The organism is Ectothiorhodospira magna (assembly GCF_900110965.1).
Classification (GTDB): Bacteria; Pseudomonadota; Gammaproteobacteria; order Ectothiorhodospirales; family Ectothiorhodospiraceae; genus Ectothiorhodospira; species Ectothiorhodospira magna.
The window spans coordinates 1-24,321 of the sequence record NZ_FOFO01000023.1 but is presented as its reverse complement, the minus strand read 5'-3'; the positions used below and the strand labels follow the sequence as shown (position 1 = coordinate 24,321).

Genomic DNA, 24,321 nt, shown 5'->3' with positions numbered 1-24,321 from the left:
TGCTTACCCCTCCAGCCCGCTGAGCTTCTCAAGAGAGCCACTGATATCGGGCCGTTCGGCGCGCAGTTCCCGCTGTTCCAGATCCTGCAGACGCTTGAGTAAAGGTGCCACCGGTTCGGAGGCAAAGTAGTCCACCAGCAGTTCCTGGGCGCCCTTCAGGTTGGCACGATAGTCTTCGGTGTCCAGACGCAGGGCAGCCAGACGGGCGGATTCGATACGCAGGGCCAGTACCTGACGCATGAACAGTTCAGCATCGGCATCGGGCATGGAACGAACCGGCTGGGCGTGACGACGCACGGTGACGTGCTGATGCAGTTCATTCATGACCTGGAAGTAGGCCCGCTCCCACCAGGGGGCGTCTTCGGTGGGTTCACCGTTGACCATCAGCAACCGGGTGGCTGCACCGTTTTCCGCTTCGGGCATCTTCAGCGGCATGGGTTTGAGTTCGGCGGTGATCTGCTCCAGTTCGGCAACCACCTGGCTGACCTGGGTACCGTCGTAGTTGGCCAGGGCCTGCTGCTCGGCGGCGATGGCGTCGCGGACTTCACCAAAGCGCGGGTCACCGATGGCCTTGAGCATGTCGTCGGCGGCCTTGAGGGCAGCCATGGCGCCCTGGGCATCACCCATCAGGCTCAGGCGATGATCGGCAATACGCATCAGGTAGCGGACTTCGGCCACCTGCCATTCCCGATGGGGCCGGGCAGAATCATCCTGCAGGGCGGTCAGACCTTCCTCCAGGGTTTCCAGGCGCCGGGCCTGACGCTGTTCAATACCGGCAACATCGTTGCGGGCCTTGTCCAGTGCCTGAGCCAGTTCGTCACGCACTTCCTGCTCCAGCCGGCTGATGGTATCCGGCAGGGCCTGGGTGCGCTCCTGCATCTGGTTGAGTTCCCGCAGAGCGCTGCTCAGGCGGTCATTGGTGGCATTGACCATGTCCTGGGCCTTGTTGGCATTGGATGCGGCATTCATGCCGATACCCAGGGCCAGTACCAGGGCCACACCGCCGACAATCAGCGGCATCTTGCCACCCCGGCCATTACCGTTGCCACCGGAAGCCGGCGGGGTAGGCGGAACGCGACCGCCACCACTGGCACCCGGCCCACTGGCCGGTTTGGCGGCAGCGGCGGCCCCGGTTTTGGGGGCTTGGGCTGTGGTCTTCATCGGTTCGGATTTTTCGGACCCGGCTTTTGGCGAGTAGGTCTTGGGATTTTCTGGTTTGTTATCCACGGGTTTTGATGCCTCGGGCTTTGGGGTTTGGGATGGTTCGGCCCCGGCCTTGGGTGCATCGGCTGTGCTGCCCCCGGCCGCGGCTGTCTCGGATGCGGGAGATTCGGGCTTGCCTGATCCGGGTTGATGAGTCCCGGTGGCGCCGGCCGCTCCCGCCGGTTGCTCAGAAGAAGCAGGTACGCTGCGGACGTTACCCTCGATGGGATCACGGTCCTTGGCATCTGCATTAAACGCAGCGGTGTCCTTGCCGACAACTGTACCGGTCAGCGGCTGCTCCCTGCTGGAAGATGTTGCCTTTAATTCGTCCGGTGCCTTGGCTCCGGTTGCCTGTGGCTTATGCTTGCCTTTGGCCCTGTCTTTGGATCTAGCTCTACTCATGCGTTTGGTTCCTCTTTTCAGCCCATTTCTGCACGGCGACCAGCATGGATTCATCGCTGGGGTCGTCGGCCACCACTGCGGTGCGGGTGAAGCCCAGCTCCCGGGCCGTGTCCAGCATACGCCCACAGCCCACCACCAGGGGGGTGTCGCGCAGCCAGAGCCGCCCGGCCTGGCCAACCATCGCGTACAGGTTGCGCAACCCCTCGGCGCTCGTGATCGTGATCACATGGATATCCCCCCGTGACCATTGATGCAACAGCTGTCCGGTATCGGCGTCCGGTATGCCCCGGCGGTAGGTCTCGGCAAAGGTGACCCTCGCGCCCCGAGCAGTGAGTGTAGCACCTAGCAGTTCACGGCCCCCATTACCACGGAAGATCACCACATTCCAGCCCCGGACATCCTGCAGTTCCGGCGTTTCCAGCAATGCCTCGCTATCGAACCGGTTGGGTGGGCAGATGTCCACCTGATGCCCGAAGCGGGCCAGCGCCTGGGCCGACTTGATGCCCACCGTAGCCAGTTGCAGCGTTGGAGGCAGGGTCCGCCGGGCCTGAATCCGGTGCATGGTCCGCTCAACGGCATTGGGGCTGACGAACACCGCCAGATGAAATTCGTCCAGCCGGTCGATCAGGGCATCAAGGCCATCCACGTCACTGGGATCACCGATGGCCAGCACCGGAAACCGCAGCGCCTGCCCGCCGGCGGCCTCCACCATCCTGCAAAACGGCGCCGCCTGATGGGCGGGCCGGGTCACCATGACGGTGATGCCTTGCAGGGGCAGGTCCGTTGCCATGGCTGCCATGTCCGCGGACGCCATCAAGGTCACGCCTGGTTGTCTTGGGCCGGCGGTGGTGCCGCGGGGGTCAACCCCAGATCAGTCAGAACCCGATCGGCCCCTTCCCGCAGCAGCTGCTCCGCCAGAGCGATACCCAGGGCTTCGGCCTGATCGTGGGGACCGCTGAGGGCGCCGCTATAGACCATGGAGCCATCCGGCTCGCCCACCAGCCCACGCATATGAATCAGGCCATCGTCCCCCAGAACGGCATAGCCACCGATGGGCACCTGACAGCCACCGTTGAGGCGACGGTTGAAGGCCCGCTCGGTGGTCACCCGCAAGTAGGTGTCTGGATCATTCAAGGGGGCGATCAGCGCCATGACTTCCGGGTCATTGCTACGGCATTCAATACCGATAGCCCCCTGGCCGATGGCCGGCAAGCTCTCTTCCGGGGTGAGAATGGCCGTGATGCGATCCTCAAAACCCAGACGCTTGAGACCAGCGGCGGCCAGGATGATGGCATCGTACTCACCCGCATCCAGCTTGGCCAGACGTGAGTTCACGTTGCCACGCAGATCCAGCACCTTGAAACCGGGGTACCGGGCGCGAATCTGGCACTGGCGGCGCAGGCTGGACGTACCGACGCGGGCGTCCTCGGGCAGTTCGTCCAGGGATTTGTAGGTATTGGAGACAAAGGCATCGCAGGGGTCTTCCCGGTCCATGATCACCGGCAGTTCCAGACCTTCGGGCAGTTCCATGGGGACATCTTTCATGGAATGCACAGCGATGTCTGCCTCCCCCTGCAGCATGGCGGTCTCCAGTTCCTTGACGAAGAGTCCCTTGCCGCCCACCTTGGCCAGCGGAGTGTCCAGGATACGGTCCCCCTGGGTAGACAGTTTCACCAGGGTCACCTGGACCTGGGGAAACAGCTTCGTGACTCGGGCAGCCACTTCCTCGGCCTGCCAGAGGGCGAGGGGGCTTTTGCGGGTGGCGATCTTGAGTTCGGTTTTTGGCATCTTCGGGTTTTGAGGCTCGTGAAAATGGGCCGTTAAGATGGTTTGCGGTATCGTACAACGCAACCATACATTATGTCTGCCTTTCAACACACACGGCATAGATGTCTGTGTCAACTTTCATTGACCAGAGCCGCTATTCCTTGCATTCAATCTGTGCCGATGGGGCATCAGACCCACGGCTTGGGGTTCAAAGGGACTTGAGGAAGCGGCGGACCTGGGCCACATGGCGGCGGCTGACCTCCAGCCGCTCTGCGGTGTGTTTGAGCACCACTTCAAAGCCACCCTGGGCATTTTTTTCCATGGCCCCGAACCGGTCTCTGGCCACCAGGGCATTGCGATGGATGCGTAAAAACCCGTCGGCAAATTCCTCTTCCAGGGCCTTGAGGGATTCCTCGATCAGCACCTCGCCACCGTCATGGCGCACCGTGACGTATTTCTGGTCTGCCTGAAAGTAGTGGACGCATTCCAGGGGAATCAATTCCAGATTGCCCCGTACCCTGGCGCAGATATGTCCACGGGCCTGTTTTTTTCCCCCGGTGGCCGGGTTGCGCAGATGACCGATCTGGGCGCGGTTGGGGCGACGGGCCTGATCCAGGGCTTCCTGCAGGCGTTCCCGGCGCACGGGTTTGAGCAGGTAGCCTACCGCATGGGTTTCAAAGGCTTCAAAAGCATGCTCCTCGTAGGCGGTGACAAAAATCACCGCCGGCGGTGTGGCCATGTCGGCAATATGCCGGGCGGCCTCCAGGCCATCCATGCCCGGCATGCGGATGTCCATGAGCACGATATCCGGCTCTTGTTCCTGAGCCAGTCGCACGGCCTGTATGCCGTTGGAGGCGGTGGCCACCACTTGACAATCATCCATGCTTTCCAGCAGCGAACTCAGCCGTTCCCGGGCTGGCAGTTCATCGTCCACGATCATGACCTTCATCGTTTTGCGCGAGAAACCCCGTTCAGATCGGGGCGGGAGTACGGATCGTGTACGGCACGATCACGGGGCCCTGTTCGCGTCCTCCTGCATGGTTTGGGTTAAAAAGGGATGGCCGCTCACTCTGTTCTGGGCATCCTGCATGTTCTTTCGGGGTCGGGATACATGGGGTGGATGGGGAAGCCGTTGCGGTTGCCAGCGACTTTCCGGTAAAAAATAACACAAACCACCGAGGGTCTTTGCCGGACTCTTTTCCCCAGCGAACGCCGGGGTTTTCTGGAGCACTGCCAGTGAAAATCCTCCACACCTCCGACTGGCATCTGGGCCGTCGCCTTTTTGGTCGGCAACGGTATGAAGAATACCAGGGTTTTCTCGACTGGCTGGCCGGGCTTATCGAGGATGCCGGGGTGGATGTGCTGGTGGTGGCTGGAGATGTATTTGATACCAGCACCCCCAGCCACCTGGCCCAGTCCCTGTACTACCGGTTTTTGTGCCAACTGGCCGGTTCCTGCTGTCGGCATGTGGTGGTGGTGGCCGGCAATCATGACTCCCCCACTTTTCTGGACGCCCCCCGCGAACTGTTGAAGGTACTGGATGTACACGTGATTGGTGCTGTGCCCGATAACCTGGCCGATGAGGTGCTGGTCCTGCATCACCCGCAGACAGGTACGGCAGAACTGGTGGTCTGTGCCGTGCCTTATCTGCGGGATCGGGATATCCGTCGGGTGACGGCGGGGGAAAGTCTGGAGGACAAGGACCGGAAACTGATGGAAGGTATCCGTGACCATTACCGCACCGTGGTGGAACTGGCCTGTCGGCGCCGGGAGGCACTCGATGGGCATCCGCCCCTGCTGGCCACGGGCCATCTGTTCACCGCCGGAGGCCGGACCATGGACGGTGATGGTGTTCGGGATCTGTATGTGGGGTCTTTGGCCCATGTGGACCGGGATATTTTCCCGGATGGTCTGGATTATGTGGCCCTGGGCCATCTGCATACGGCCCAGAAGGTGCAGGACTCGGAACGGGTACGCTACAGCGGTTCACCCCTGCCCATGGGCTTTGGCGAGGCCGGGCAGCCCAAGTATGTCTGCCTGGTGGAACTGGAGACCGACGGCACCCTGAGGGTGGAATGTCCACAGGTTCCGGTGTTCCAGCCCCTGGCCAGGGTGCGGGGGGACTGGGAGGTGATCCAGGCCCGGTTGCGGGAACTGGTGGCCGCCGACTCCCGGGCCTGGCTGGAGGTCATTTACGAGGGAGAGGCGGTAGTCGGTAACCTGCGGGCACGGCTGGATGAGATTCTGGCGGGCAGTGGGCTGGAGGTGCTGCGGCTGAAAAATACCCGGCTCATGAACCAGGTGCTGGCCCGGTGCCACCTTCAGGAAACCCTGGATGATCTGGATGTCCATGATGTCTTCGAGCGCTGCCTGACCCGGCATGAGGTGCCAGACACCCAGCGGCCATCCCTGCGTCTGGCCTATGGGGAGATCGTGGCCGCCCTTGATGATGCCGACCCCCTTGCGGAATAGGACTCTGCTCCATGCGCATCCTGCAGATACGTTTCAAGAATCTCAATTCCCTGGCCGGTGAATGGGAGATCGACCTGACCCATCCCGCTTTTACCGCCGATGGCATCTTTGCCATCACCGGCCCCACCGGCGCCGGCAAAACCACATTACTGGACGCCATCTGCCTGGGTCTGTACGGACGCACGCCCCGTCTGCACCGGGTCAACCGCAGCGGCAACGAGGTCATGTCTCGGCACACGGGGGAGTGTTTTGCCGAAGTCACCTTCGAAACGCCGACAGGACGCTATCGTTGTCATTGGAGCCAGCATCGGGCACGGCGGCGACCTGGCGGAGAGTTGCAGGCGCCCCGCCATGAAATCGCCAACGCGGACACCGGGGAGATCTTCGAGACCCGGCTTCGGGGGGTGGCGGAACAGATCGAACAGGCCACGGGCATGGATTTTCAGCGGTTTACCCGTTCCATGCTGCTGGCCCAGGGCGATTTTGCGGCCTTTTTGCAGGCGCCACCGGATGAGCGCGCACCGATCCTGGAGCAAATCACCGGCACGGAAATCTACAGCCGCATCTCCATGGCTGTGCATGAGCGTCGCGGCGAGGCCCGCCGCATTCTTGAGCATCTGCAATCGGCGCTGGAAGGTCTGTGTCTGCTCAGTCCCGAGGAAGAGCAGCAGTTGTCAGTGGAACTGGCAGCACATCAGGCCCGGGAGACGGCGTTGCGCACCTGGCTGGAGCAGCAGCGCCAGGCCGTCTCCTGGCTGGAGGGCATCGAAAAGCTGGAGCTGGCTCAGGGACATATCGAAAAGGAAGCCGGGGATCTTGAGGCCCGTATCCAGGCCTTTGCTCCGGATCAGCAGCGGCTGCACCGGGCACGGCAGGCTCTGGAGTTGGCGGGGGATCATGCCGCCCTGATCCAGCTGCGCCAGGCTCAGGCCAGGGATCGGGCACAGCAGGCTGCCGCCGAGACCCGGTTACCGGCCATCGAGGTCAGGGCACAACAGGCAGCAGATGCCCAAAGGCAGGCGCAGGCACAACGGGACAAAGCCCGCCAGACCCTGCAGATGAGTCTGCCGGTACTGTTGAAGGCGCGGGAACTGGATGTGCGGATCATCGACCGCCACACTGCCCTGGTTCAATCCGACAAGACATTGACCCTTGCAAGGCAGCGTCTGGAAGCGCTGCGCTCGGAGCAGACCGGGGTCGAGGGGCGGTTGCAGGCGGGTCGGGATCGGGTTCGTGCCCAGCGGGCGACCCTGGAACAGGAAGAACAGGACTTGTCCGCAGGGCTTGAGCGCCTGAACCGGGAGGCCGGAGTCTTGTCCCAGCGGCTCTGCGGGCTGGAGGAAAAAGCGACATTGCTGGAAACCCAGCAGAATCTGTTGCAGCGTATCAAGGATCTGGAATCGGCCCGTGACCAGTTGCAGGATGGTGAACCTTGCCCCCTGTGCGGCGCCCTGGATCACCCCTATGCCCGAGGCAATGTGCCTGCGGTGGATCAGACCCAGGAAACCCTTGAAGAGGTCAGGGCTACACTGAAAGCCCTGCGGCAACAGGCTACGGATTTGCAGATCTGCCGGGGGCAACTGGGGAAGGATCTGGAACAGATCGACCGGAAACGACAGGAGTTCCTTTCCCACGGAAGGGATCAGTCAGCGGCGGCTTCAGACGGATGGGGGCCATGGGAAGGAACTGCTTTGGATCTGCCCGCACTGCTGGAACAGCTTCAACGGCGTCATGGCCAATGGCAGTCCCGGCGGCAGGCCTTGACCACCCTGGAGGGAGAACTCAAGGTTCTGGAGATCGGCATGACCCACCGTGCCCGACAGATTCAGGACAGCGCCGAAGACGTGGGTCGGTGGTCCATTCAAAGTGACGACCTGAACCAGTCAATCCAGACCCTTCGGGCCGAGCGCCAGCAGTTGCAGGTCGGACAGGCGCCAGAGACGGAACAGCAACAGCTGGAAGCCGCCGTGGAAGCGGCGGAAGCAACCCTGGAGTCAGCTCGGGAACAGGTCCGGCGGATGGAGGATGAATGTCGGCAGTGGCGAATCCGGCTGGAGGATCTGCACAACACCCTGGCAGAGCGGGAACCCCGGCTACAGGCGGCGGAGACGGCCTTCCGGCAACGCCTGGAGGCGCTGGGTCTGGCGGATGAGGCTGATTTTCAGGCCGCCTGTCTGCCGGAGCCCGAGCGCCGGGCACTGACCCTGCAGGCCCAGGCACTGGAGGCGGCGCAGGCGGCGCTGAATGCCCGTGCCGAGGACACCCGCCGTCTGCTGGCAGCGGCCCGGAAACAGGCCTTGACCCATCAGCCCCTGGCGGTGTTGCAGGAACAGTTGACGGTACAGGAACATGAGCATCAATCGGTACAGCAGGCCATTGGCGGACTGCGTCAGCGCCTGACAGACAATGACACCCTGCGGCATCATTACCGGGCGCAGACAGCAGCCATCGAAGCACAGCAAAGAGAGTGTGACCGCTGGGATCAGCTGCATGAACTCATCGGGTCCGCCGACGGCAAGAAATACCGCAACTTTGCCCAGGGGCTGACTTTTGACCTGATGATCGGCCACGCCAACCAGCAGTTGCAGAACATGACGGACCGTTATCTGCTGATCCGCGACCAGGCCCAGCCGCTGGAGTTGAACGTGATCGACAGCTACCAGGGGGGCGAGATCCGTTCCACCAAGAACCTCTCCGGCGGCGAGGGGTTCATCGTCAGTCTGGCCCTGGCCCTGGGCTTGTCCCGTATGGCGGGGCGCCAGGTACGGGTGGATTCCCTGTTCCTGGACGAAGGGTTCGGCACCCTGGACGACGACGCCCTGGATACGGCCCTGCAGACCCTGGCGGGGCTGCGGGAAGAGGGCAAGCTGATCGGCCTGATCTCCCATGTATCCGCACTCAAGGAACGCATTGCCACCCGCATCCAGGTGACCCCCCAGACCGGTGGCAGAAGTCGGATCAGCGGTCCGGGGTGTCGTGGGGACGCATGATTTCGCCATAATGTGCCCCCGGAACTGATGAACGGAGCCTTACCTTGGATCTCTTCCAGACCCTGGTCCTTGCCCTGGTACAGGGGCTGACGGAATTTCTTCCCATTTCCAGCGCTGCCCACCTGATCCTGGTGCCCGAGCTCACCGCCTGGGAGGATCAGGGGCTCACCTTCGACGTGGCCACCCATGTGGGCAGTCTGGTGGCCGTGATCGTCTACTTTCGGGCGGAATTACGCCGCATGGCCACCCACTGGGCCGGTTCGTTGGTGGGGCGGGGCTTTACCCCGGATGCCAAGCTGGCCTGGGCCGTGGGTCTGGGGACCATTCCGGCGGGTCTGGCGGGACTTTTGTTCCACGATGTGATCTCCACCAGCCTGCGTTCGGTGGAGGTGATCATCTTCACCACCATCATCTTCGCCCTGCTGCTGGGGCTGGCGGACTGGGTGGGTCGGCGGCGCCGGGATGAATACCAGATCGGCTGGCTGGATGTGCTGGTGATTGGCCTGGCCCAGGCCCTGGCGCTGATCCCCGGAGTCTCCCGCTCCGGTGCCACCATGACCGCCGCCCTGTTCATGGGGTTCAACCGTCAGGCGGCAGCCCGCTACTCCTTCCTGCTTTCCATTCCCATCATCGCCCTGGCGGGTGGCTATGAGACCTGGGGGCTCATCCAGGCCCCGGAGGAAAACGTCGCCTGGTCGATGATTCTGATCGGCGCCCTGGTGGCTGGGGTCAGCGCCTATCTGTGCATTCACCTGTTCCTCAAGTTGCTGGCCCGCATGAGCTTTTTGCCCTTCGTCGTCTACCGGCTGCTGCTGGGGGCATTCCTGATCTTCATGTTCTGGTAGTGCCCGGAGGCGGTGATCATGCTGGATGGATTTCGCTATGTGAGCAATCGCCTGAGGTTTCTGGTGGTGGTCATGGGGTTTGCCCTGGTGGCCGGGCTGTGGTTGCTGCCCCAGGGTGCCCCGGTCACGGGACAGGTGAGCGCGACGGTGCTGGAGGTCAACGAAGGCACCGCCACCGGACTGCGCTCCGGTCAGTCCGTCACCCTGGTGACCCTGCGGGTCCGTCTGGAAACCGGCGAGGAAACCCGGGTCCAGGGTCTGGGTCGTCTGCCCGCAGTGGGTGATACCGTCATGCTGCTGGAGTCGGCATACCCGGACGGCACACGGCGCTATCGCCTGTTGCCGGAGCAGGGTGTGGTGGAGTGATCAAGGGAAACAACCCGCCGGTCACGGCCTGGTCAGCGGCAGACAGACGCTGATCCGCCCCCTGTGTTGGTGGAAGAAAAATGGGCGCTTATAATATTAATTAATATTGATTAACATTAACGCTATTATTTATACCTCTTGTTGCCCCAGCCAGTTCTACCGCTAAAGCGGGAGGCTTCCAGGTCGGGGCAGAGCTGTTCAATCCGTATGAAATGGGAGTTTTCACGTCATGGTTTCACCTGTCCAACCGTCGGCATCTTCATGCCTGATCCTTCGCCCCCTGATGCTCAAGACCGCCGTGGCCCTGGCCCTGGGGAGTGTGGTCAGTTCCGTCCTGGCTTCGGAAACCCTCCGGCTGGATGAGATCAACGTCATCAGTGCCGCGGGTTTTGAGCAGGCGCTGCGGGATGCTCCCGCCAGCATCTCGGTGGTGACCCGGGAGGATCTGGAGCAGAAGCGTTTTTCCAACCTGGCCGAGGCCCTGGCGGATGTGCCGGGGGTGGATGTGCGAGCGGGCACCGGCAAAACCGGCGGACTGAACATCGGCATCCGCGGTCTGCCCAGTGAATACACCCTGATCCTGATCGATGGTCGCCGCCAGAACACCTCCGGCAATGTCACCCCCAATGGCTTCGGCGAGACCTCCACCAGCTTCCTGCCGCCGCTGTCGGCCATTGAGCGCATTGAGGTAATCCGTGGCCCCATGTCCACCCTGTATGGATCGGATGCCATGGGCGGGGTGATCAACATCATCACCCGCCCGGTCAGCCGACAGTGGGGGGGCAGCGTCACGGTGGAAAACACCTTCCAGGAAGATCGCAGTGCCGGCAACAGCTCCAGCATCAGCGTTTTCACCACCGGACCGCTGGTGGAAGACCGGTTGGGTCTGCAGGTGCGTGGGCGCCTGTTCGACCGGGATGCCTCGGACCGGTTGATCGAAAACAGTGCCGGGCGTGATCCCCGCCCGCCGGAGGCGCGGATCCACTCCCTGGGCGGTCGTCTGACCCTGACCCCCGTGGACGATCAGCAGGTCTGGCTGGATCTGGAACGTGCCCGGCAGACCTATTCCAATGACAACTGCCGTCTGGGCACTCTGGATGGCACCAACCGCAACACCTGCGCCCCCCAGCCCGGCACGGTTTGGGGCTATGAGGATGAACTGCGCTTCAACCGGGATCAGGCCGTGCTGGGTTATCGCGGTCATTTCGAGGCCGGCACCCTGGAAGGCAGCGTGACCCGCATCACCACGGAAACCCTTGGCCGCACCCTGCCTGCGGGCAGTGCGCCGGACTACGGCTATGAAGCCGTGGGTGGCGAACCCCGGCTGTTGGAGAACCGTGACCTGGTGGTGGATGGCAAATGGGTGATGCCCACCGGTGATCACATGCTAACCCTGGGTGGACAGTATGTGGATTCCAGGCTGGAAGACGGCGCGGCAGGCAGTCAGGCCTTCGAGCAGAGCAACTGGTCAGTCTTTGTCGAGGACGAGTGGTGGCTCAGACATGATCTGGCCCTCACCCTGGGTGCCCGCTATGAAAACCATGATGCCTTTGACGGACACTTCAGCCCCCGCGCCTATCTGGTCTGGAAGGCTGATGATCAGTGGACCCTGAAGGGTGGTGTCGGCCGGGGTTACAAGACCCCCACCCTGAACCAGCTCCATGACGGCATTACCGGTTTCACCAACCAGGGGCGGACGATTACCATCGGTTCTCCCCATCTCAAGCCGGAAAAGACCACCAACTATGAGCTGGGCGCGGGCTTTGACAACCGGACCGGACTGTCCGCGGATGTCACGCTCTTCCATACCCGCTTCACGGATCGGATTGCCAGTGGTGAAGGGATCCTCAACTGCCAGTATGTGGATGGGAACGGCAACCAGCCCCATGCCGGGATACCGGGCTGTCTGAGCATCGGTAACTTCACCGAGCAGGAAGAGTTCTCCCAGTCGGTGAACATCGACCGCGCCATTTCCCAGGGCGTGGAACTGAGCGCCCGTTATCGCTTTGCCCCGGCCTGGGAGATCAGTGGCGGCTATACCTACACGGACACCGAGATCCGCTCCGGTGACCAGAAGGGCCTGCTGCTGACCAACACGCCGGAGCACGCCCTGACCACCCGACTGTTGTGGGACGTCAGCAACCGACTGTCGACCCGCCTGGACGGGGAGTTCTATTCCTCCCGTGAACGCTTTAGCGGCGGGCTGCCCACCTCCGGTCAGAACCTTTCCCTGTATCAGCAATTGGGTAACAAGCTGGACAGCTACGCCGTGTTCAATCTGGGTGCCACCTATCGCATGTCCGACCGGGTGCGCCTGACCGGCACCGTCTACAACCTGCTGGACAAGGATTTCGGCAAATCGGACAGCTATGTCCACGATGGCCAGACCTACCACGCCTACCGGTACACCCAGACCGCCGCCGCCACCAGCGGGGTGTATCTGGACCGTCGGAGTCTGTGGCTATCCGCCACCTACGACTTCTGAGGCGCCCCATGCTACGCAAACTCTGGTTCCAGCTTCACTGGTTCATGGGCATCACGGTCGGTGTCGTGCTGATCATCCTCGGCGTGACCGGGGGAATGCTGACCTTCGAGCGCGAGATCATCCGCGCCATCAACAGTGATGTCCTGCGGGTGGAGCCTTTGGACGCTCAGCGCCTGTCTCCGGAGGCCCTGCTGCGACAGGCGCAGCAGGCCCTGCCGGAACGGCAGATCAATGCCCTGAGCCTGTCCTCCGATCCCCGGGATGCGGCCACCGTGAACGTGGCCGGTGATGGGCCGCAGGCACGCCGCGGGGTCAATCACTACTTCAATCCCTACACGGGTGAACTGATCGGCGCCGAACTCAAGGGGCAGGCCTTCTTCCGCACTCTGCAGCGCCTGCATCGCTGGCTGCTGATGGGGGATGTGGGCAAGCAGATCACCGGGGCGGCCACCATCATGCTGATCATCCTGGTGCTGTCGGGCATCTACCTGCGCTGGCCCCGGTCCTGGAAGGCACTGGCTGGCTGGTTCACCTTCAGTGTTCGCCGCTCGGGGCGCGGGTTCGTCTCCAGCATGCACGGGGTGGTGGGTACCTAGGTGTTGCCCCTCTATCTGCTGGCAGCCCTGACGGGCCTGTACTGGTCCTATGACTGACGACCGCGATGTGAACGCTGCAAAGAACATCCTTAAAGCAGGCAAGGCCATTCTGGCCGGAGCCGACAAGCTGCCAGAGCACGAGAAAACTACCGTGGGGCGCACGGGAGGTTAAGCCTGTGGAGTCTGTGTAAGCCTCTGCGGGCAATCCCAAAGAGCAACGGACCATGAAGCAGGAATCTGGAAGGCGACATTCAGGGCGGGGAGGGCGTCAAGGTCGGTATTGATCCAGTCGATAGTTGAGATTTTTAGGCCAAATTCGGCTCAAAGATTTCGAAACCATTGCTTGTCCACTGTAACCTTTTCGATCATCTCAGTTTGGATTCCGAGACCGAACTCCTTAAGCTTTTCTGCAAGATGTTCACCATCTACCAAATCAATTGGAGGCGCCCCGTCACGAGTAGCCTCCTTGATTGCAGCTGGCGTAAAAGTTCCAGTTGTAATGAAAAGACCTTTGTCAGCGCGTCCAACCATTGCGCCTCGAAAATCACGAATATCTCCCGCAGAAACTGATCCCTGATACTTTTTGCATTGAAAAATGACATGAAAGCTCATAAATCCGTGAATTCTGGCAATGCCCTTCCCATCAATACCACCATCTCCAGTTCGACCTGTAACCTCAACATGGATAAAACCCGACTCTCTCAAGAGACGTTGGGTTAGTCGTTCAAAAGCATCCGGTGCTATTTCATTGGTCAGTAGTTGATAAAGGTTTTCTCGCCAGGAATCATTGTCAATTTCTGCATTATCTGCCAGCTCAATTTCATCTTCACGGCTAGTTTTCCGTAACTTTTTTCGGGAAGCTTCTTTATCGGCTTCCCGTACCTTTTTCACGACATCCTTCGGATTAATTTTCCGTTTCTCACGGGCAAGCGGAGTCAGCGCCCAGACTCCCCGATTCGAGTTCTCCAGAAACCCATATTTCTTCAGATATGTTCGCGCCCAAGCCATCCGATAACCGATTTCGGTCAGGTTGCTTTTTTCTGGGTTATGCGGAATTGAGGCCAGCTCATCATCAATTTTCTGCATTTCGATGATTTTTTCATAAATCTCATCAATAGATCCTGATCCCCCCAGCTCGAACAGTGCTTCAAGAAGCGGATTCATCAGGGAGTCAAATGTTGGCATCACGTGTGGCATCTGGATTCCTTTTCTTTATAATCAGCCGGCTTTGGAGTGCTAGCGGAAAAGCCGGCTCGCGTTAAGGAATCCCTGCGCACTTAACCCGGAATTCCTACGCATTAAATTATTAATTTTTAATAAAAACAAATGCTTGCAAATGATTAAAAAGGAAAAATTGAAAATATCAAAAAAGGTCTGGGAAAGATAAAGAGGAAAATCTGCCAGCAAGCTTTCGCTTCCGAAAGCAGAAGATCAGCAAAGAACGCGACGCTGCTGGTAGTCACTGGCCGAGCACACCAGGGGGGGCAGGGGGAGCGAGCTGGAACCCGAGTCCATCCAGGGATTGGCAGTCCCCGAGGGGAGATCGGGGCTGTCCTTGGGAAGGAACTTCGGATGAATACCCTGATCGGGATGTGGCCACAGCGAGCGTGGCCGGTGATGGGCGCGGGGTAAAAATCACCCGTGTTGCGCGAGAAGCTTTTAATTGTTATCCGTAGGACAACGGGCAATGGAAACCGTGGCGGCCTTGCGCTCGCCGTCGCGGTGAATCAGTTTTTCCAGCAGCAGGTGCTTTGGATCCCGTGTTCCAACCACAAGCAGGGCCGCCGCCTCGGCCACCGCCGGTGTGCCCATCACCTGCCTGACACGCTCGGAAGGATTGGGTACGGGCACCCGGGACAGGGCTTCGGCGGAAAACGCCTGAATGTTCCAGCCATGATGGCGCGCCGTGAGGACGATAGCCGGTTCGTCACGACGTTGCATGATGGTACCCAGGCCAATAACCGCATCCGGTCCAAGACCCACCTCATGCAGCGCCCGATGCACAGCAATCATCATGACACGCAAGGACAGGCCTGGGGTACACCCCAGGCCAATACCAACCTTGATCCTCACTTCCATCTTCTGCCGTCAGGCAGGTGTGGCGCCAGTGACCTTGTCACGGATCAATTTTCTGGCCATATCAATGGGAATGATCACCAGGGAGAACAGCACGACATACAGCCATTCCTGGAACGTCAGTCCTACAGTCCTGAGAATATCTCCTCCCAGATAGGTAAACAGGATCTGTACCAGGAAAATCAGTCCGACAATACCCAGAAAACCCCGGTTTTGCAGAATGTTTTCCAGAATATTCAAACGCTCTGTCCTGGCATTGAACTTGTTGAAGTTGTGAATGAATACAAAAAAGGCAAAGAACGCCGTGAGGAAAACCGCCTCGTTCCTGAACAGCCCTTCGACAAATGCAGAGGTCAGGAACAGGATGCTCAGTATGGCAATGATGACACCATTCACCAGTATGGAAGACCACATATCACTGGAGATCAGGGGAGCGGTGCGTTCAATGGGGCGAGCATCCATGTAACGGCGCATTGCCGCCTCGCCGGAGAAGGCCAGGGCCGCCAAGGTATCCATGATCAGGTTGATCCACAGCAGCTGAATCATGGTCAACGGCAGTTCAAAACCAAAAAGCGGCCCCAAAAACATCAAAAGAATGGCCGACAGGTTGACGGTCAACTGAAAGACCAGGAACTTGCGAATGGATCTGAACAAGGTTCTGCCATACAGCACCGACCGGGTCAGGGATGAGAAATTGTCATCCATAATGACAATATCTCCCGCATCCTTGGCCAGTTCGGTGCCCGATCCCATGGCAAAACCTACATCAGCCCGCTTCAGGGCAGAAGCATCATTGACCCCATCCCCGGTCATGCCGACCACCATGCCCAGTTCCTGGGCCAGCCGGACCAGACGGGCCTTTTGATGAGGAAAGGCCCTGGCCACAATCCGTAGTGTCGGCAGAACAGCCTTGACTTCCTCGTCGCTCATGCGCTCCAGTTCATCGGCGCTGAGGATGAGATCCCCGTCGGAATGGATCAGGCCCACATCCCGGCCAATGGCTTCTGCTGTTTCCCGCCGGTCTCCGGTCACCATCACCACCTGGATGCCGGCATTTTGCGCACTCTCAACGGATTCACGAGATTCCGGGCGTAATTCGTCCCGTAGCCCAATGATGGCCACCAGGGTCATTTCCTCGGGCATGCTCCGGTCTTCTGCCAGAGGCGTGGCCGCAGTCGCAATGGCCAGCAGGCGCATGGACTGGCGGGCCAGTGCATCCATCGTGGCTCTGACGGCTTCTCCATGACCGATGTCAACCGGTTTGCCTTCTGCGTCGTAATAATACCGACAGCGGTCGATAATCAGTTCCGGTGCCCCCTTGACCAGCACCGGGGCGCCAGGCCGACCTTCAACCTGCACCGCAGAAAATTTGCGTTCGGAATTGAAGGGGATGAAATCAACGATGGGGAACCCTTCAACGGATTCCCGCAGTGCCGGGTCAATGAAGGCCAGCAGCGCCTTTTCGGTCCGATCGCCACCAACCACCCGTACCCTACCGGCGGCATCAGACTCCAGTACCGCCGTGGTATTGTGCTTGAGGGCATCCACCAGAATATTTCCCAGGGCCGGTGGCAGACTGGCATAGTCTTCCTTTTTGTCTCCATCACCCCGGACCACTGTGGAGACCTGAAGTATGCCCCGGGTCAGGGTGCCGGTTTTGTCGGTGAACAGGATGTTCATGCTGCCGGCGGCTTCAATGCCCATGAGCTTTCTGACCAGCACATTGCCGCTGAGGAGTTTTTTCATGTTGAGTGCCAGCACAATGGCAATCATCATGGGTAACCCTTCGGGCACAGCCACTACCAGAATGATGGCCGCCAGGATGACGGCGGTGATGATGTCCCCGAGCAAGGCACCCCAGTTGGCGCTGTCGAGAAAATAGGGCATCAAGGTGGTCAGGGTCAGCCCGCGTTCCATGAACAATTTCATGAACAAAAAGGCCAAAGCCACCAAAATAGCGGCGATCAGGCCGAATTTACCGATATTTTCCGCCAGAACTCCCAACTTGGCCTTGAGCGGGGAATCCCGGTCGGCACTTTGCATGTCCTGGGCCAGTTGGCCGTACATGGACCGGTCGCCCACGCTGAGCAGATGCACCACTGCTTCACCATCCACCACCACGCTGCCGCGCAGCACCGAGGAGGGATGCTGGGGGGTGAGGGCACTGGCATCGGGTATCTGCTCCGGGTCTGCCAGACTGACCTTGTGAATATGATCTGCCTCTCCAGTGAGGGAAGCCTGATCCACCATCAGGTCACCCTGGATGATCACCCCATCAGCGGGCACCTTGTCTCCAGGTGCAAGAATCACCAGATCACCCACCACCAGATCATCCAGAGCCACATAGCGGCTTTCACCGTTGCGGTAGGCCCTGATCTTGACCCGGCTGGCCTCCTCCAGCAGACGTTGGAAAGCAGATTCGTTCTTGTGTTCGGAGAACGTGGCCACGCCGGTAGCGATCACCACGGCAAGGAAGATGCCCACACCTTCGTACCATTCTGCATGTCCGAAAATGGCCAGAACCGAAATCATCACCAGGGCCGCCACCAAGACCAAAATGGTGGGGTCCTTGAGGTTATCCATGAGTTTGGAGAGAAAGGTGTCTCCCTCCTGTTGGGTAATGCTGTTGTCGCCGAATTTCAGCTTTGAGGCCTGAATCTCGTCGTCTGTCAAGCCTTTGAAATTGACTTTCATAATCTCTCCGCAAGGAAACCCGCGATTTCAATCGCGGGAGGAATTGCGGCTGCGGTCTTGCAGTCGCCGAAAAAGGGTGTGGGCCTTCCACCCACAGGGCCGCAAGGCTCTGCCCCTTTACAACATGGGAATGATCTGGGGCACCATGTCGTCCACGGTGCGACCGTGACCGTTTTCACCGATGGCATGCATTTTCCATTCACCATTGTGACGGTAAATTCTGGCCATGATCTGGCCGGTGTGAGAGCCTTGGGCGGAGAGGTTGTATTTGGCGACTTCTTGATTGGTACGGTCATCAACCAGACGACAATAGGCATTTTTCACATCATTGAAGGTCTGCCCGGTGAAGCTGTTGACGGTAAATACCAGGGTAGAGATATTGGCCGGAACCGCAGCCAGGTCTACGGTGATGGTTTCATCATCCCCTTCACCTGCACCGGTCCGGTTATCTCCGGAGTGAACAATGCTGCCATCCCTGGAGCGCAACTGACGGAACCAGACGACATCTACCACGTTTTTGCCATCAAACAGGATGCAGGAGGCGTCCAGGTCGATATCCTTGGGACGGCTTCCCAGCCCCAGCATGCCGAGCAATCCCCCGGAGCCGGACTCAACACCATCCCAACCCAATCCCATACGGATTCGGGTCAGGGTGCCGCCGGCTTCCTTATCCAGGGAAATTCTCTGACCTTTTTCAAGATTCACACCCATGACCGTTTTCTCCAGTGAAAGTGGGTACATTTCCATCCTGTCGGCTATGACAGGGCAAGCTCAGTCCTTGGAACCGGGCCGCCAGCGCAAACCGAATCCATAGGCCCGGTCTACCATTTCCTCGTTACCGTGATAGGTGACCAGTCGGGTGACGCGGATGTTTCCTGCATCGTTTTCCAGCATGGCTACCGCACATAATCGTTGCTGGTGGTCGTGTTCGTCGAGTTCGACCACTACAGCAGGTTGACCCGGCAGGGAAATGGTGACTACCCCATCGGTAGAGGCCCAGTTGACCGCGCCATCGTAAATCGAGGCATAAATCAAAACCCGTTGAATCTCTCCCCAGTGCCGGCCATTGATGTGCAGATTTTCTCCGTCGCTGGAGGCGCCGGTGCGATCATCCTCCATCAATTCGATCCAGGGGCGATGGGTGTAGCTGCCAAAATGGTTGCCCAGGGCCTGCACGGCACCCGGTTGCCGGTCAGCCAGGGTGAACAGGCAGCCCAGGTCAAGGTCCATCCCATACATGCTGCCGGTTCGATTCCAGTTCAAGTTAACCTTGATTTCTCCATGGGCAGCACCCGCTTTTTTTTCCAGACTGACCGACTGGTGTTTCTTTCGCAGGGTGATTTTGCTCAGATCAACCGCAGGAGAGGGCGGTGGTGTGGTGGGGGCGATGACCTCGCCCCCAAAGTGCTTGACCAGAGCTTCCAGTCCGCCATTGAACCCTTGCCCGACAGCCGCCAGCCGCCAGGTGCCTGCCTTGCGATAAAACTCACCGAGCATGATGGCTTTTTCGGCGCCAAAGTCTTCTCGGGTGAAGGCAAAGCGCCCCAGTTCCCGTCCCTGCTCCAGCATGCGCAGGTAGCCGTCCTGAATATTGCCCATGGTGCCTGGACCATCCACTGTAGCGGTGATCACCAGCCGATGAATAGTGGCGGGCAAGCGGGAAGTATCCAGGGTAAAACCGGCCTGATCTCCGGCAGGGACCATGATTGCAGCACCGCCACAGGGGGTGCGGGGCTGATTGTAGAACACCATGTAGCGGTCGTCGGAGAGCCGGCCTGCGGCATCCAGGCCAAACAGGGCAATGTCGGTATCAATACCACGAATGGTGATCCCCACTTCCCAGGCAGATTGGTGGGTGAGTTGGGACAGAGGAAGGCGCATGCCGCGGGTGATGATCATCAGTGCCTCCGCGAAAACCCCGTCCTTTAGGGCGGGGAGGGATGGGGGCTACGATATTGCAACCGCCGGAATAGGTGCGGGCTTTCCACCCACTGGGCCGTGAGGCTCTGCCCGGTAAGGGACACCAATCACGGGAGGCTTTTGCCCCATCCCCACGGATAATCTGTTGAAAAATCCATCAGGCCATGGCAACGGGACATGGCCCGTTGCCATAACCCTGTTGGGGCAGTGACGGGTACTCAGACTTGCAGACCGTGCTGAATGGCCAGCGCCCGCAGGCCGCCGGCATAGCCCTGGCCGATGGCCTTGAACTTCCATTCTCCGTTGTGACGGTAGATCTCGCCAAAGACCATGGCGGTCTCCGTGGAGGCATCTTCCCCCAGATCAAAGCGGGTCACTTCAGTGCCGGTATCCGAGTTGACGATACGGATGAAGGCATTGTGCACCATGCCGAAGTTCTGGCGCAGGGTGTCTGCATCATGGATGGTCACCGTGACCACCAGGCGCTGGACATCGGCAGGTACCTTGGACAGGTTGACCTTGATGGCTTCGTCATCTCCGTCACCATCGCCGGTGCGGTTGTCCCCGGTATGCTCCACCGAGCCGCAGGGGGATCGTAACTGGTTGTAAAAAATGAAGTCGGCATCGCTGCGCACCTTGCCATCGGATTTAAGCATGAACAGGCTTGCATCCAGATCAAAATCCGCGCCATCGGTGGAACGGGCATCCCAACCCAGCCCGATCAACACATTGTTGAGGCTCGGGTCGGTCTTGGACAAACTGATATTGCCGCCTTTCTGGAGAGAAATTCCCATGTGCGTGCTTCCTTCCTCTTGGGGTGGATGAACTGCCCGGCTTTGCAGTGCCGGCGCCACGATCCTGCTTCTCGATTCTAGCGCCACCGGGATCGGGACGCGAGTCCTGTTTTATCCTGTGTGGCAAGCCTTGGGGCAGTACAATACCGTTCTTCACGTTCATCGCCCCGCCCCGCAGCCTTGCGCCTGCGTCAGGAGCACTCCCTTGCACATCAGTCATCTTCTCATCGTGCAGTATTGCGCGATTCTGGTCTTTTCATCCCTCTATGCCCCCCAGCCCCTGCTGCCCGTGCTGGCGGAGGCATTTGCCGTCAGCGAGGCCAGGGCCTCGCTGCTGATCACCGTGGCCCTGCTGCCCCTGGCCATCGCGCCGGTGGCCTATGGTTTCCTGCTGCAGAGACTGTCGGCCAGGCGCCTGCTGATCGGCGCCACCTGGCTGCTGGCCGTCACCCAGGTGGCGGTGTATCTGGTCACCAGCTTTGAACTGCTGCTGGCCCTTCGCCTGGCCCAGGGGCTGATCATTCCCGCCATGCTCACTTCCCTGATGACCTACCTGGCCGCCAGCGCCCCGCCGGGACAGATCGCCCGGGTGATGGCCATCTACATTGCCGCCAGCGTGCTGGGAGGCTTTCTGGGGCGCATGATCTCCGGGCTGATCTCCACCCAGTTCGGCTGGCGCTGGTCATTCCTGTTCCTGGCCGTGGCCATCGCCCTGTGCGCCCTGCTGCTGCAACGCCTGAAGGCCGACCCGCCGGTGAGCTTCCAGCGCCTGGACCCGCGGACCATCCTGCAGGTGCTGCGGCAACCCAGCTTCCTGCGCCTTTACCTGGTGGTGTTCTGCGCCTTCGGTGCCTTTGCCTCGCTGCTCAATTTCCTGCCTTTCCGCCTGGTGGAGCTGGGTACCGGACTGAGCGAGACCGGGATTGCCTTCATGTATGCAGGTTACCTGATGGGGGTGGTCACCTCCCTGCTCTCCCTGCGCATTGCCGCCCATATCGGTGGCGCGGTGAATGCCATGTTGCTGGGCAGTGCGGTGTTTCTGGCCGCTTTGCTGTTCTTCACCGGTGCCCAGGTGTGGGTGATGTTCGTGGGCATGTTCGTGCTGTGCGCCGGCATGTTCCTGATCCATTCTCTGGCGCCGGGTGTGCTCAATCAGGCCAACGGTGAGCAGCGGGGGGTAGTCAACGGACTGTATCTTGCGTTTTACTATGCCGGCGGTACCACCGGGTCGTTCCTGCCGGGATTTTTGTATCACGGCCTGGGCTGGTACGCCTATCTGGGTGCGCTGGCCGTGACCCTCAGCTTTGGCGGGTGGTTGCTCTGGACCTTGCGGCGCACCGGGTAATATTCCGCTGCCCATCGCCGCTCATGGGGGCAAGTGCCGGCAGTGGGGATGGCAGTTCCCATCACAGCCGCTATACTCAAACTCGATACGGGTTTCCGGAGACCCCCGGCCATGGTCAAGGCCCAGACACGCACGCTGATAAAACGCCCGCTGGAACAGGTCTTTCGTTTTGTGGTGGAAGACTTTGTCACCAACTATCCCCGCTGGTCTCCCGAGGTGAAAAGCCTGCGGGTGCTCACCCGCGGCCCCTTGCAGGTGGGCTGGACTGGGCATCAGGTGCGGGTGGACCAGGGCCGGCGCACGGAATCCGACTTTCGGGTGATCGCACTGGAGCCGGGGCGGCAGGTCACCTTTCGTGGCGTGAACGACCCTTACCGCATCGACTACCAGTTCGAACCCAGGGACCAGCATACCGAACTGCATTTCAGCTTCGAGATGGGGAAGCTGAGTCTGCCCCTGCGCCCCTTCGAAAAGCTCATCCGTCTGGCGGTACAGGAAGGTACCGAACGCACGGTACGCAACCTCAAGGGACTGGTGGAGGCGGAGATCGAGCCGCCATCCCCCTCCGCAGCCTGAAACCCGCCCCGTTCAACCTTCAGAGTCATCGCCCATGGATTTCATCCCCGAAAAAGATGCCTCCGGCCTGATCCCTTCCGTACTGGCCCAGATCCTGGATACCTGCGTCAACGGCGTGACCCTCTCGGACCCGGATCTGCCGGATAACCCGATTGTCTACGCCAATGCGGTCTTCGAGCAGATGACCGGCTATTCCCGTCGGGAAATCCTCGGTCACAATTGTCGTTTCCTGCAGGGAGAAGACCGGGAACAGCCGGCCATCGACGAGATTCGCCAGGCCCTGTCGGAGCGGCGGGAGGTGGAAGTCACCCTGCGCAATTACCGCAAGGATGGCACCCTGTTTCATAATCGTCTGAGTATCCGCCCCCTGTTTGATGCCTCCGGCAAACTGATCTACTTCCTGGGTGTGCAGTACGACGTCACCGACCTGGTGAATGCCCAGACCGAAGTGGCTCGACTGGAGGCACTGCTCCGGCAGACCCCGTGAGCCTCAGGTCTTTTGGGCGGCAGCGGTGGGGATGCTGATGACCCGGTTTCGGCCCTGATGCTTGGCCTGATACAGGGCTGAATCCGCCCGCCGCAGCAGGTCATCGGGATATTGATCCGCAGTTTGACACTGGGTCAGGCCAAAGCTGGCCGTGATACCAAAGGGGATGCCTTCCTCGCTGGTGAGGCGGATGGTTGCAAGGTCTGCCCGGATTTCCTCCGCCAGCCAGAAGGCCTGATCCAGCCAGGTATCCGGCAGGAAGACCACGAACTCCTCCCCCCCCCAGACGGGCCGGGACATCCGTGCGGCGCAGACGTCTCTTCAACACACCGGAAAAGCTGATCAGGGTCTCGTCACCCTTGGCATGGCCATAGCCGTCGTTGATGGCCTTGAATTTATCCAGGTCCATCATGATCAGACAGAACGGCGAGGCCGTCCTGCCAAACCGATCCAGTTCCCGGGATACCACCTCAAAGAAGTAGCGCCGGTTGAACAGGCCGGTCAGGGCATCACGGATACTGATTTCCCGCAGTTCATGTTCCAGTTGCTTCTGGCGGGTGATATCCATGATCAAACCGTGCCAGAGGGTGCCCCCCTCCAGGGTGCGTTCCGGGGTGGATTGTCCATGCAACCAGCGTACTTCACCATTGAGGCAAACCCGATAATCAATGCTCCAGAATGTCTGGGTGCGTTCCGACACCTGGACACTGTGTACCAGCCGCTCGATATCGTCGGGATGTACCACCTCAAACATACGGTCGATGTTGTCCTTGACATCTTCGGGGTCAATGCCAAAGAGATCCGTGACTGCTCCCCGCCCTAAGCGCTGACGCGCCACGGGCGAGGCTTCCCACTTCTCAGGCAGCAGCCGGCGATGTGCCGGACTTACGCAAGCCTCCATGGGCAGAGACGGACAGCCCTTCCGCCTTCAACTTTACTATGCCTTGATGCTTGATGTTCAGCGCCGCGTTGATATCCCGGTCATGTTGTGTGTGGCAGGTCGGGCATTCCCACGACCGGACGTTCAACGGCATGGCGTCCCTCTTGTGCTGGCAGACATGGCAGGTTTTGGAGCTGGCAAACCACGGGTCGATCTTGACCAGATGCTTGCCCTGCTCCTTGGCCTTGTAGTCCAGCTTGGTGGTCAAGGCATGCCAGGACGCATCGCCGATGTGCTTGGCGAGTCTGGCGTTTTTCATCATGTTGCCGACCTTCAGCGTCTCGACGATCACCGCTTGGTTGTCGTCAACGATCTGTCGAGAGAGCTTGTGCTGGAAGTCGTGGCGGGCATTGGCGACCCGCT

At 60.1% G+C, this 24,321-nt stretch carries 21 protein-coding genes and 1 pseudogene; 9 read left to right on the top strand and 13 right to left on the bottom strand.

Going from position 1 to position 24,321, the window contains the following annotated elements; translation table 11 throughout:
• Positions 1-3: 3 nt before the first annotated feature.
• The 4 genes from BMX62_RS10055 to BMX62_RS10040 form a co-directional block, all read right to left on the bottom strand.
• Positions 4-1,227 carry a uroporphyrinogen-III C-methyltransferase gene (locus BMX62_RS10055; protein WP_162273530.1) on the bottom strand — a complete coding sequence of 408 codons (1,224 nt, stop codon included), beginning with the start codon at positions 1,225-1,227 and terminating at the stop codon, positions 4-6.
• Positions 1,228-1,597: 370 nt separating this feature from the next.
• Positions 1,598-2,419 (bottom strand): uroporphyrinogen-III synthase, encoded by an 822-nt coding sequence (locus BMX62_RS10050; RefSeq protein ID WP_202906251.1) that lies wholly within the window; start codon positions 2,417-2,419, stop codon positions 1,598-1,600.
• Between the two features lie 5 nt (positions 2,420-2,424).
• A complete protein-coding gene (gene hemC, locus BMX62_RS10045; RefSeq protein WP_090208235.1) occupies positions 2,425-3,393 on the bottom strand; it encodes a hydroxymethylbilane synthase in 969 nt (322 codons plus the stop codon).
• A gap of 187 nt (positions 3,394-3,580) precedes the next feature.
• Entirely contained in the window at positions 3,581-4,321 is a 741-nt protein-coding gene (locus tag BMX62_RS10040; protein ID WP_090208231.1) for a LytR/AlgR family response regulator transcription factor, read from the bottom strand.
• A 287-nt stretch (positions 4,322-4,608) separates the two neighbouring features.
• Between BMX62_RS10040 and BMX62_RS10035 the strand changes: the two genes are divergently transcribed.
• From BMX62_RS10035 to BMX62_RS10010, 6 genes are all read left to right on the top strand, one after another.
• Positions 4,609-5,844: an exonuclease SbcCD subunit D C-terminal domain-containing protein gene (locus BMX62_RS10035; RefSeq protein ID WP_090208228.1), complete on the top strand. Its 1,236-nt coding sequence runs from the start codon at positions 4,609-4,611 to the stop codon at positions 5,842-5,844.
• A gap of 11 nt (positions 5,845-5,855) precedes the next feature.
• Entirely contained in the window at positions 5,856-8,834 is a 2,979-nt protein-coding gene (locus BMX62_RS10030; protein WP_090208226.1) for an AAA family ATPase, read from the top strand.
• 44 nt (positions 8,835-8,878) lie between these two features.
• Positions 8,879-9,679 carry an undecaprenyl-diphosphate phosphatase gene (locus BMX62_RS10025; RefSeq protein ID WP_090208223.1) on the top strand — a complete coding sequence of 267 codons (801 nt, stop codon included), beginning with the start codon at positions 8,879-8,881 and terminating at the stop codon, positions 9,677-9,679.
• An 18-nt stretch (positions 9,680-9,697) separates the two neighbouring features.
• Positions 9,698-10,045 carry a hypothetical protein gene (locus BMX62_RS10020; RefSeq protein WP_090208219.1) on the top strand — a complete coding sequence of 116 codons (348 nt, stop codon included), beginning with the start codon at positions 9,698-9,700 and terminating at the stop codon, positions 10,043-10,045.
• A gap of 229 nt (positions 10,046-10,274) precedes the next feature.
• Positions 10,275-12,530 (top strand): TonB-dependent receptor domain-containing protein, encoded by a 2,256-nt coding sequence (locus BMX62_RS10015; protein ID WP_202906250.1) that lies wholly within the window; start codon positions 10,275-10,277, stop codon positions 12,528-12,530.
• Positions 12,531-12,538: 8 nt separating this feature from the next.
• Positions 12,539-13,126: a PepSY-associated TM helix domain-containing protein gene (locus BMX62_RS10010; protein WP_090208214.1), complete on the top strand. Its 588-nt coding sequence runs from the start codon at positions 12,539-12,541 to the stop codon at positions 13,124-13,126.
• A gap of 321 nt (positions 13,127-13,447) precedes the next feature.
• Here BMX62_RS10010 and BMX62_RS10005 read toward each other — a convergent pair whose 3' ends face one another.
• The 6 genes from BMX62_RS10005 to BMX62_RS09980 form a co-directional block, all read right to left on the bottom strand.
• A complete protein-coding gene (locus BMX62_RS10005; RefSeq protein WP_238375949.1) occupies positions 13,448-14,323 on the bottom strand; it encodes a restriction endonuclease in 876 nt (291 codons plus the stop codon).
• A 462-nt stretch (positions 14,324-14,785) separates the two neighbouring features.
• Positions 14,786-15,199 carry a cobalamin biosynthesis protein gene (locus tag BMX62_RS10000; RefSeq protein WP_202906249.1) on the bottom strand — a complete coding sequence of 138 codons (414 nt, stop codon included), beginning with the start codon at positions 15,197-15,199 and terminating at the stop codon, positions 14,786-14,788.
• 15 nt (positions 15,200-15,214) lie between these two features.
• Positions 15,215-17,896: a calcium-translocating P-type ATPase, PMCA-type gene (locus BMX62_RS09995; RefSeq protein ID WP_090208212.1), complete on the bottom strand. Its 2,682-nt coding sequence runs from the start codon at positions 17,894-17,896 to the stop codon at positions 15,215-15,217.
• Positions 17,897-18,013: 117 nt separating this feature from the next.
• Positions 18,014-18,607 (bottom strand): TerD family protein, encoded by a 594-nt coding sequence (locus BMX62_RS09990; protein WP_090208206.1) that lies wholly within the window; start codon positions 18,605-18,607, stop codon positions 18,014-18,016.
• A 60-nt stretch (positions 18,608-18,667) separates the two neighbouring features.
• Complete coding sequence (locus BMX62_RS09985; RefSeq protein ID WP_090208203.1) at positions 18,668-19,795, bottom strand: TerD family protein; 1,128 nt, start codon at positions 19,793-19,795, stop codon at positions 18,668-18,670.
• A 239-nt stretch (positions 19,796-20,034) separates the two neighbouring features.
• Positions 20,035-20,610, bottom strand: a complete 576-nt coding sequence (locus BMX62_RS09980; RefSeq protein ID WP_090208200.1) for a TerD family protein — start codon at positions 20,608-20,610, stop codon at positions 20,035-20,037.
• Positions 20,611-20,815: 205 nt separating this feature from the next.
• On the opposite strand from BMX62_RS09980, the gene BMX62_RS09975 reads away from it, so the two are divergent.
• From BMX62_RS09975 to BMX62_RS09965, 3 genes are all read left to right on the top strand, one after another.
• Complete coding sequence (locus BMX62_RS09975; protein WP_090208197.1) at positions 20,816-21,955, top strand: MFS transporter; 1,140 nt, start codon at positions 20,816-20,818, stop codon at positions 21,953-21,955.
• Positions 21,956-22,066: 111 nt separating this feature from the next.
• On the top strand, positions 22,067-22,531 hold the full coding sequence (locus BMX62_RS09970; RefSeq protein WP_090208194.1) for an SRPBCC family protein: 465 nt from the start codon (positions 22,067-22,069) through the stop codon (positions 22,529-22,531).
• Between the two features lie 34 nt (positions 22,532-22,565).
• Positions 22,566-23,018 carry a PAS domain-containing protein gene (locus tag BMX62_RS09965; protein ID WP_090208191.1) on the top strand — a complete coding sequence of 151 codons (453 nt, stop codon included), beginning with the start codon at positions 22,566-22,568 and terminating at the stop codon, positions 23,016-23,018.
• Positions 23,019-23,021: 3 nt separating this feature from the next.
• Here BMX62_RS09965 and BMX62_RS13150 read toward each other — a convergent pair whose 3' ends face one another.
• From BMX62_RS13150 to BMX62_RS09955, 3 genes and pseudogenes are all read right to left on the bottom strand, one after another.
• Positions 23,022-23,318: a GGDEF domain-containing protein gene (locus BMX62_RS13150; protein WP_238375948.1), complete on the bottom strand. Its 297-nt coding sequence runs from the start codon at positions 23,316-23,318 to the stop codon at positions 23,022-23,024.
• A 46-nt stretch (positions 23,319-23,364) separates the two neighbouring features.
• Positions 23,365-23,772: pseudogene (locus BMX62_RS13400) on the bottom strand (sensor domain-containing diguanylate cyclase); the annotation flags it as partial.
• Positions 23,773-23,875: 103 nt separating this feature from the next.
• The coding region (locus BMX62_RS09955; RefSeq protein ID WP_143339737.1) for an RNA-guided endonuclease TnpB family protein at positions 23,876-24,321 on the bottom strand (446 nt) is incomplete at its 5' end.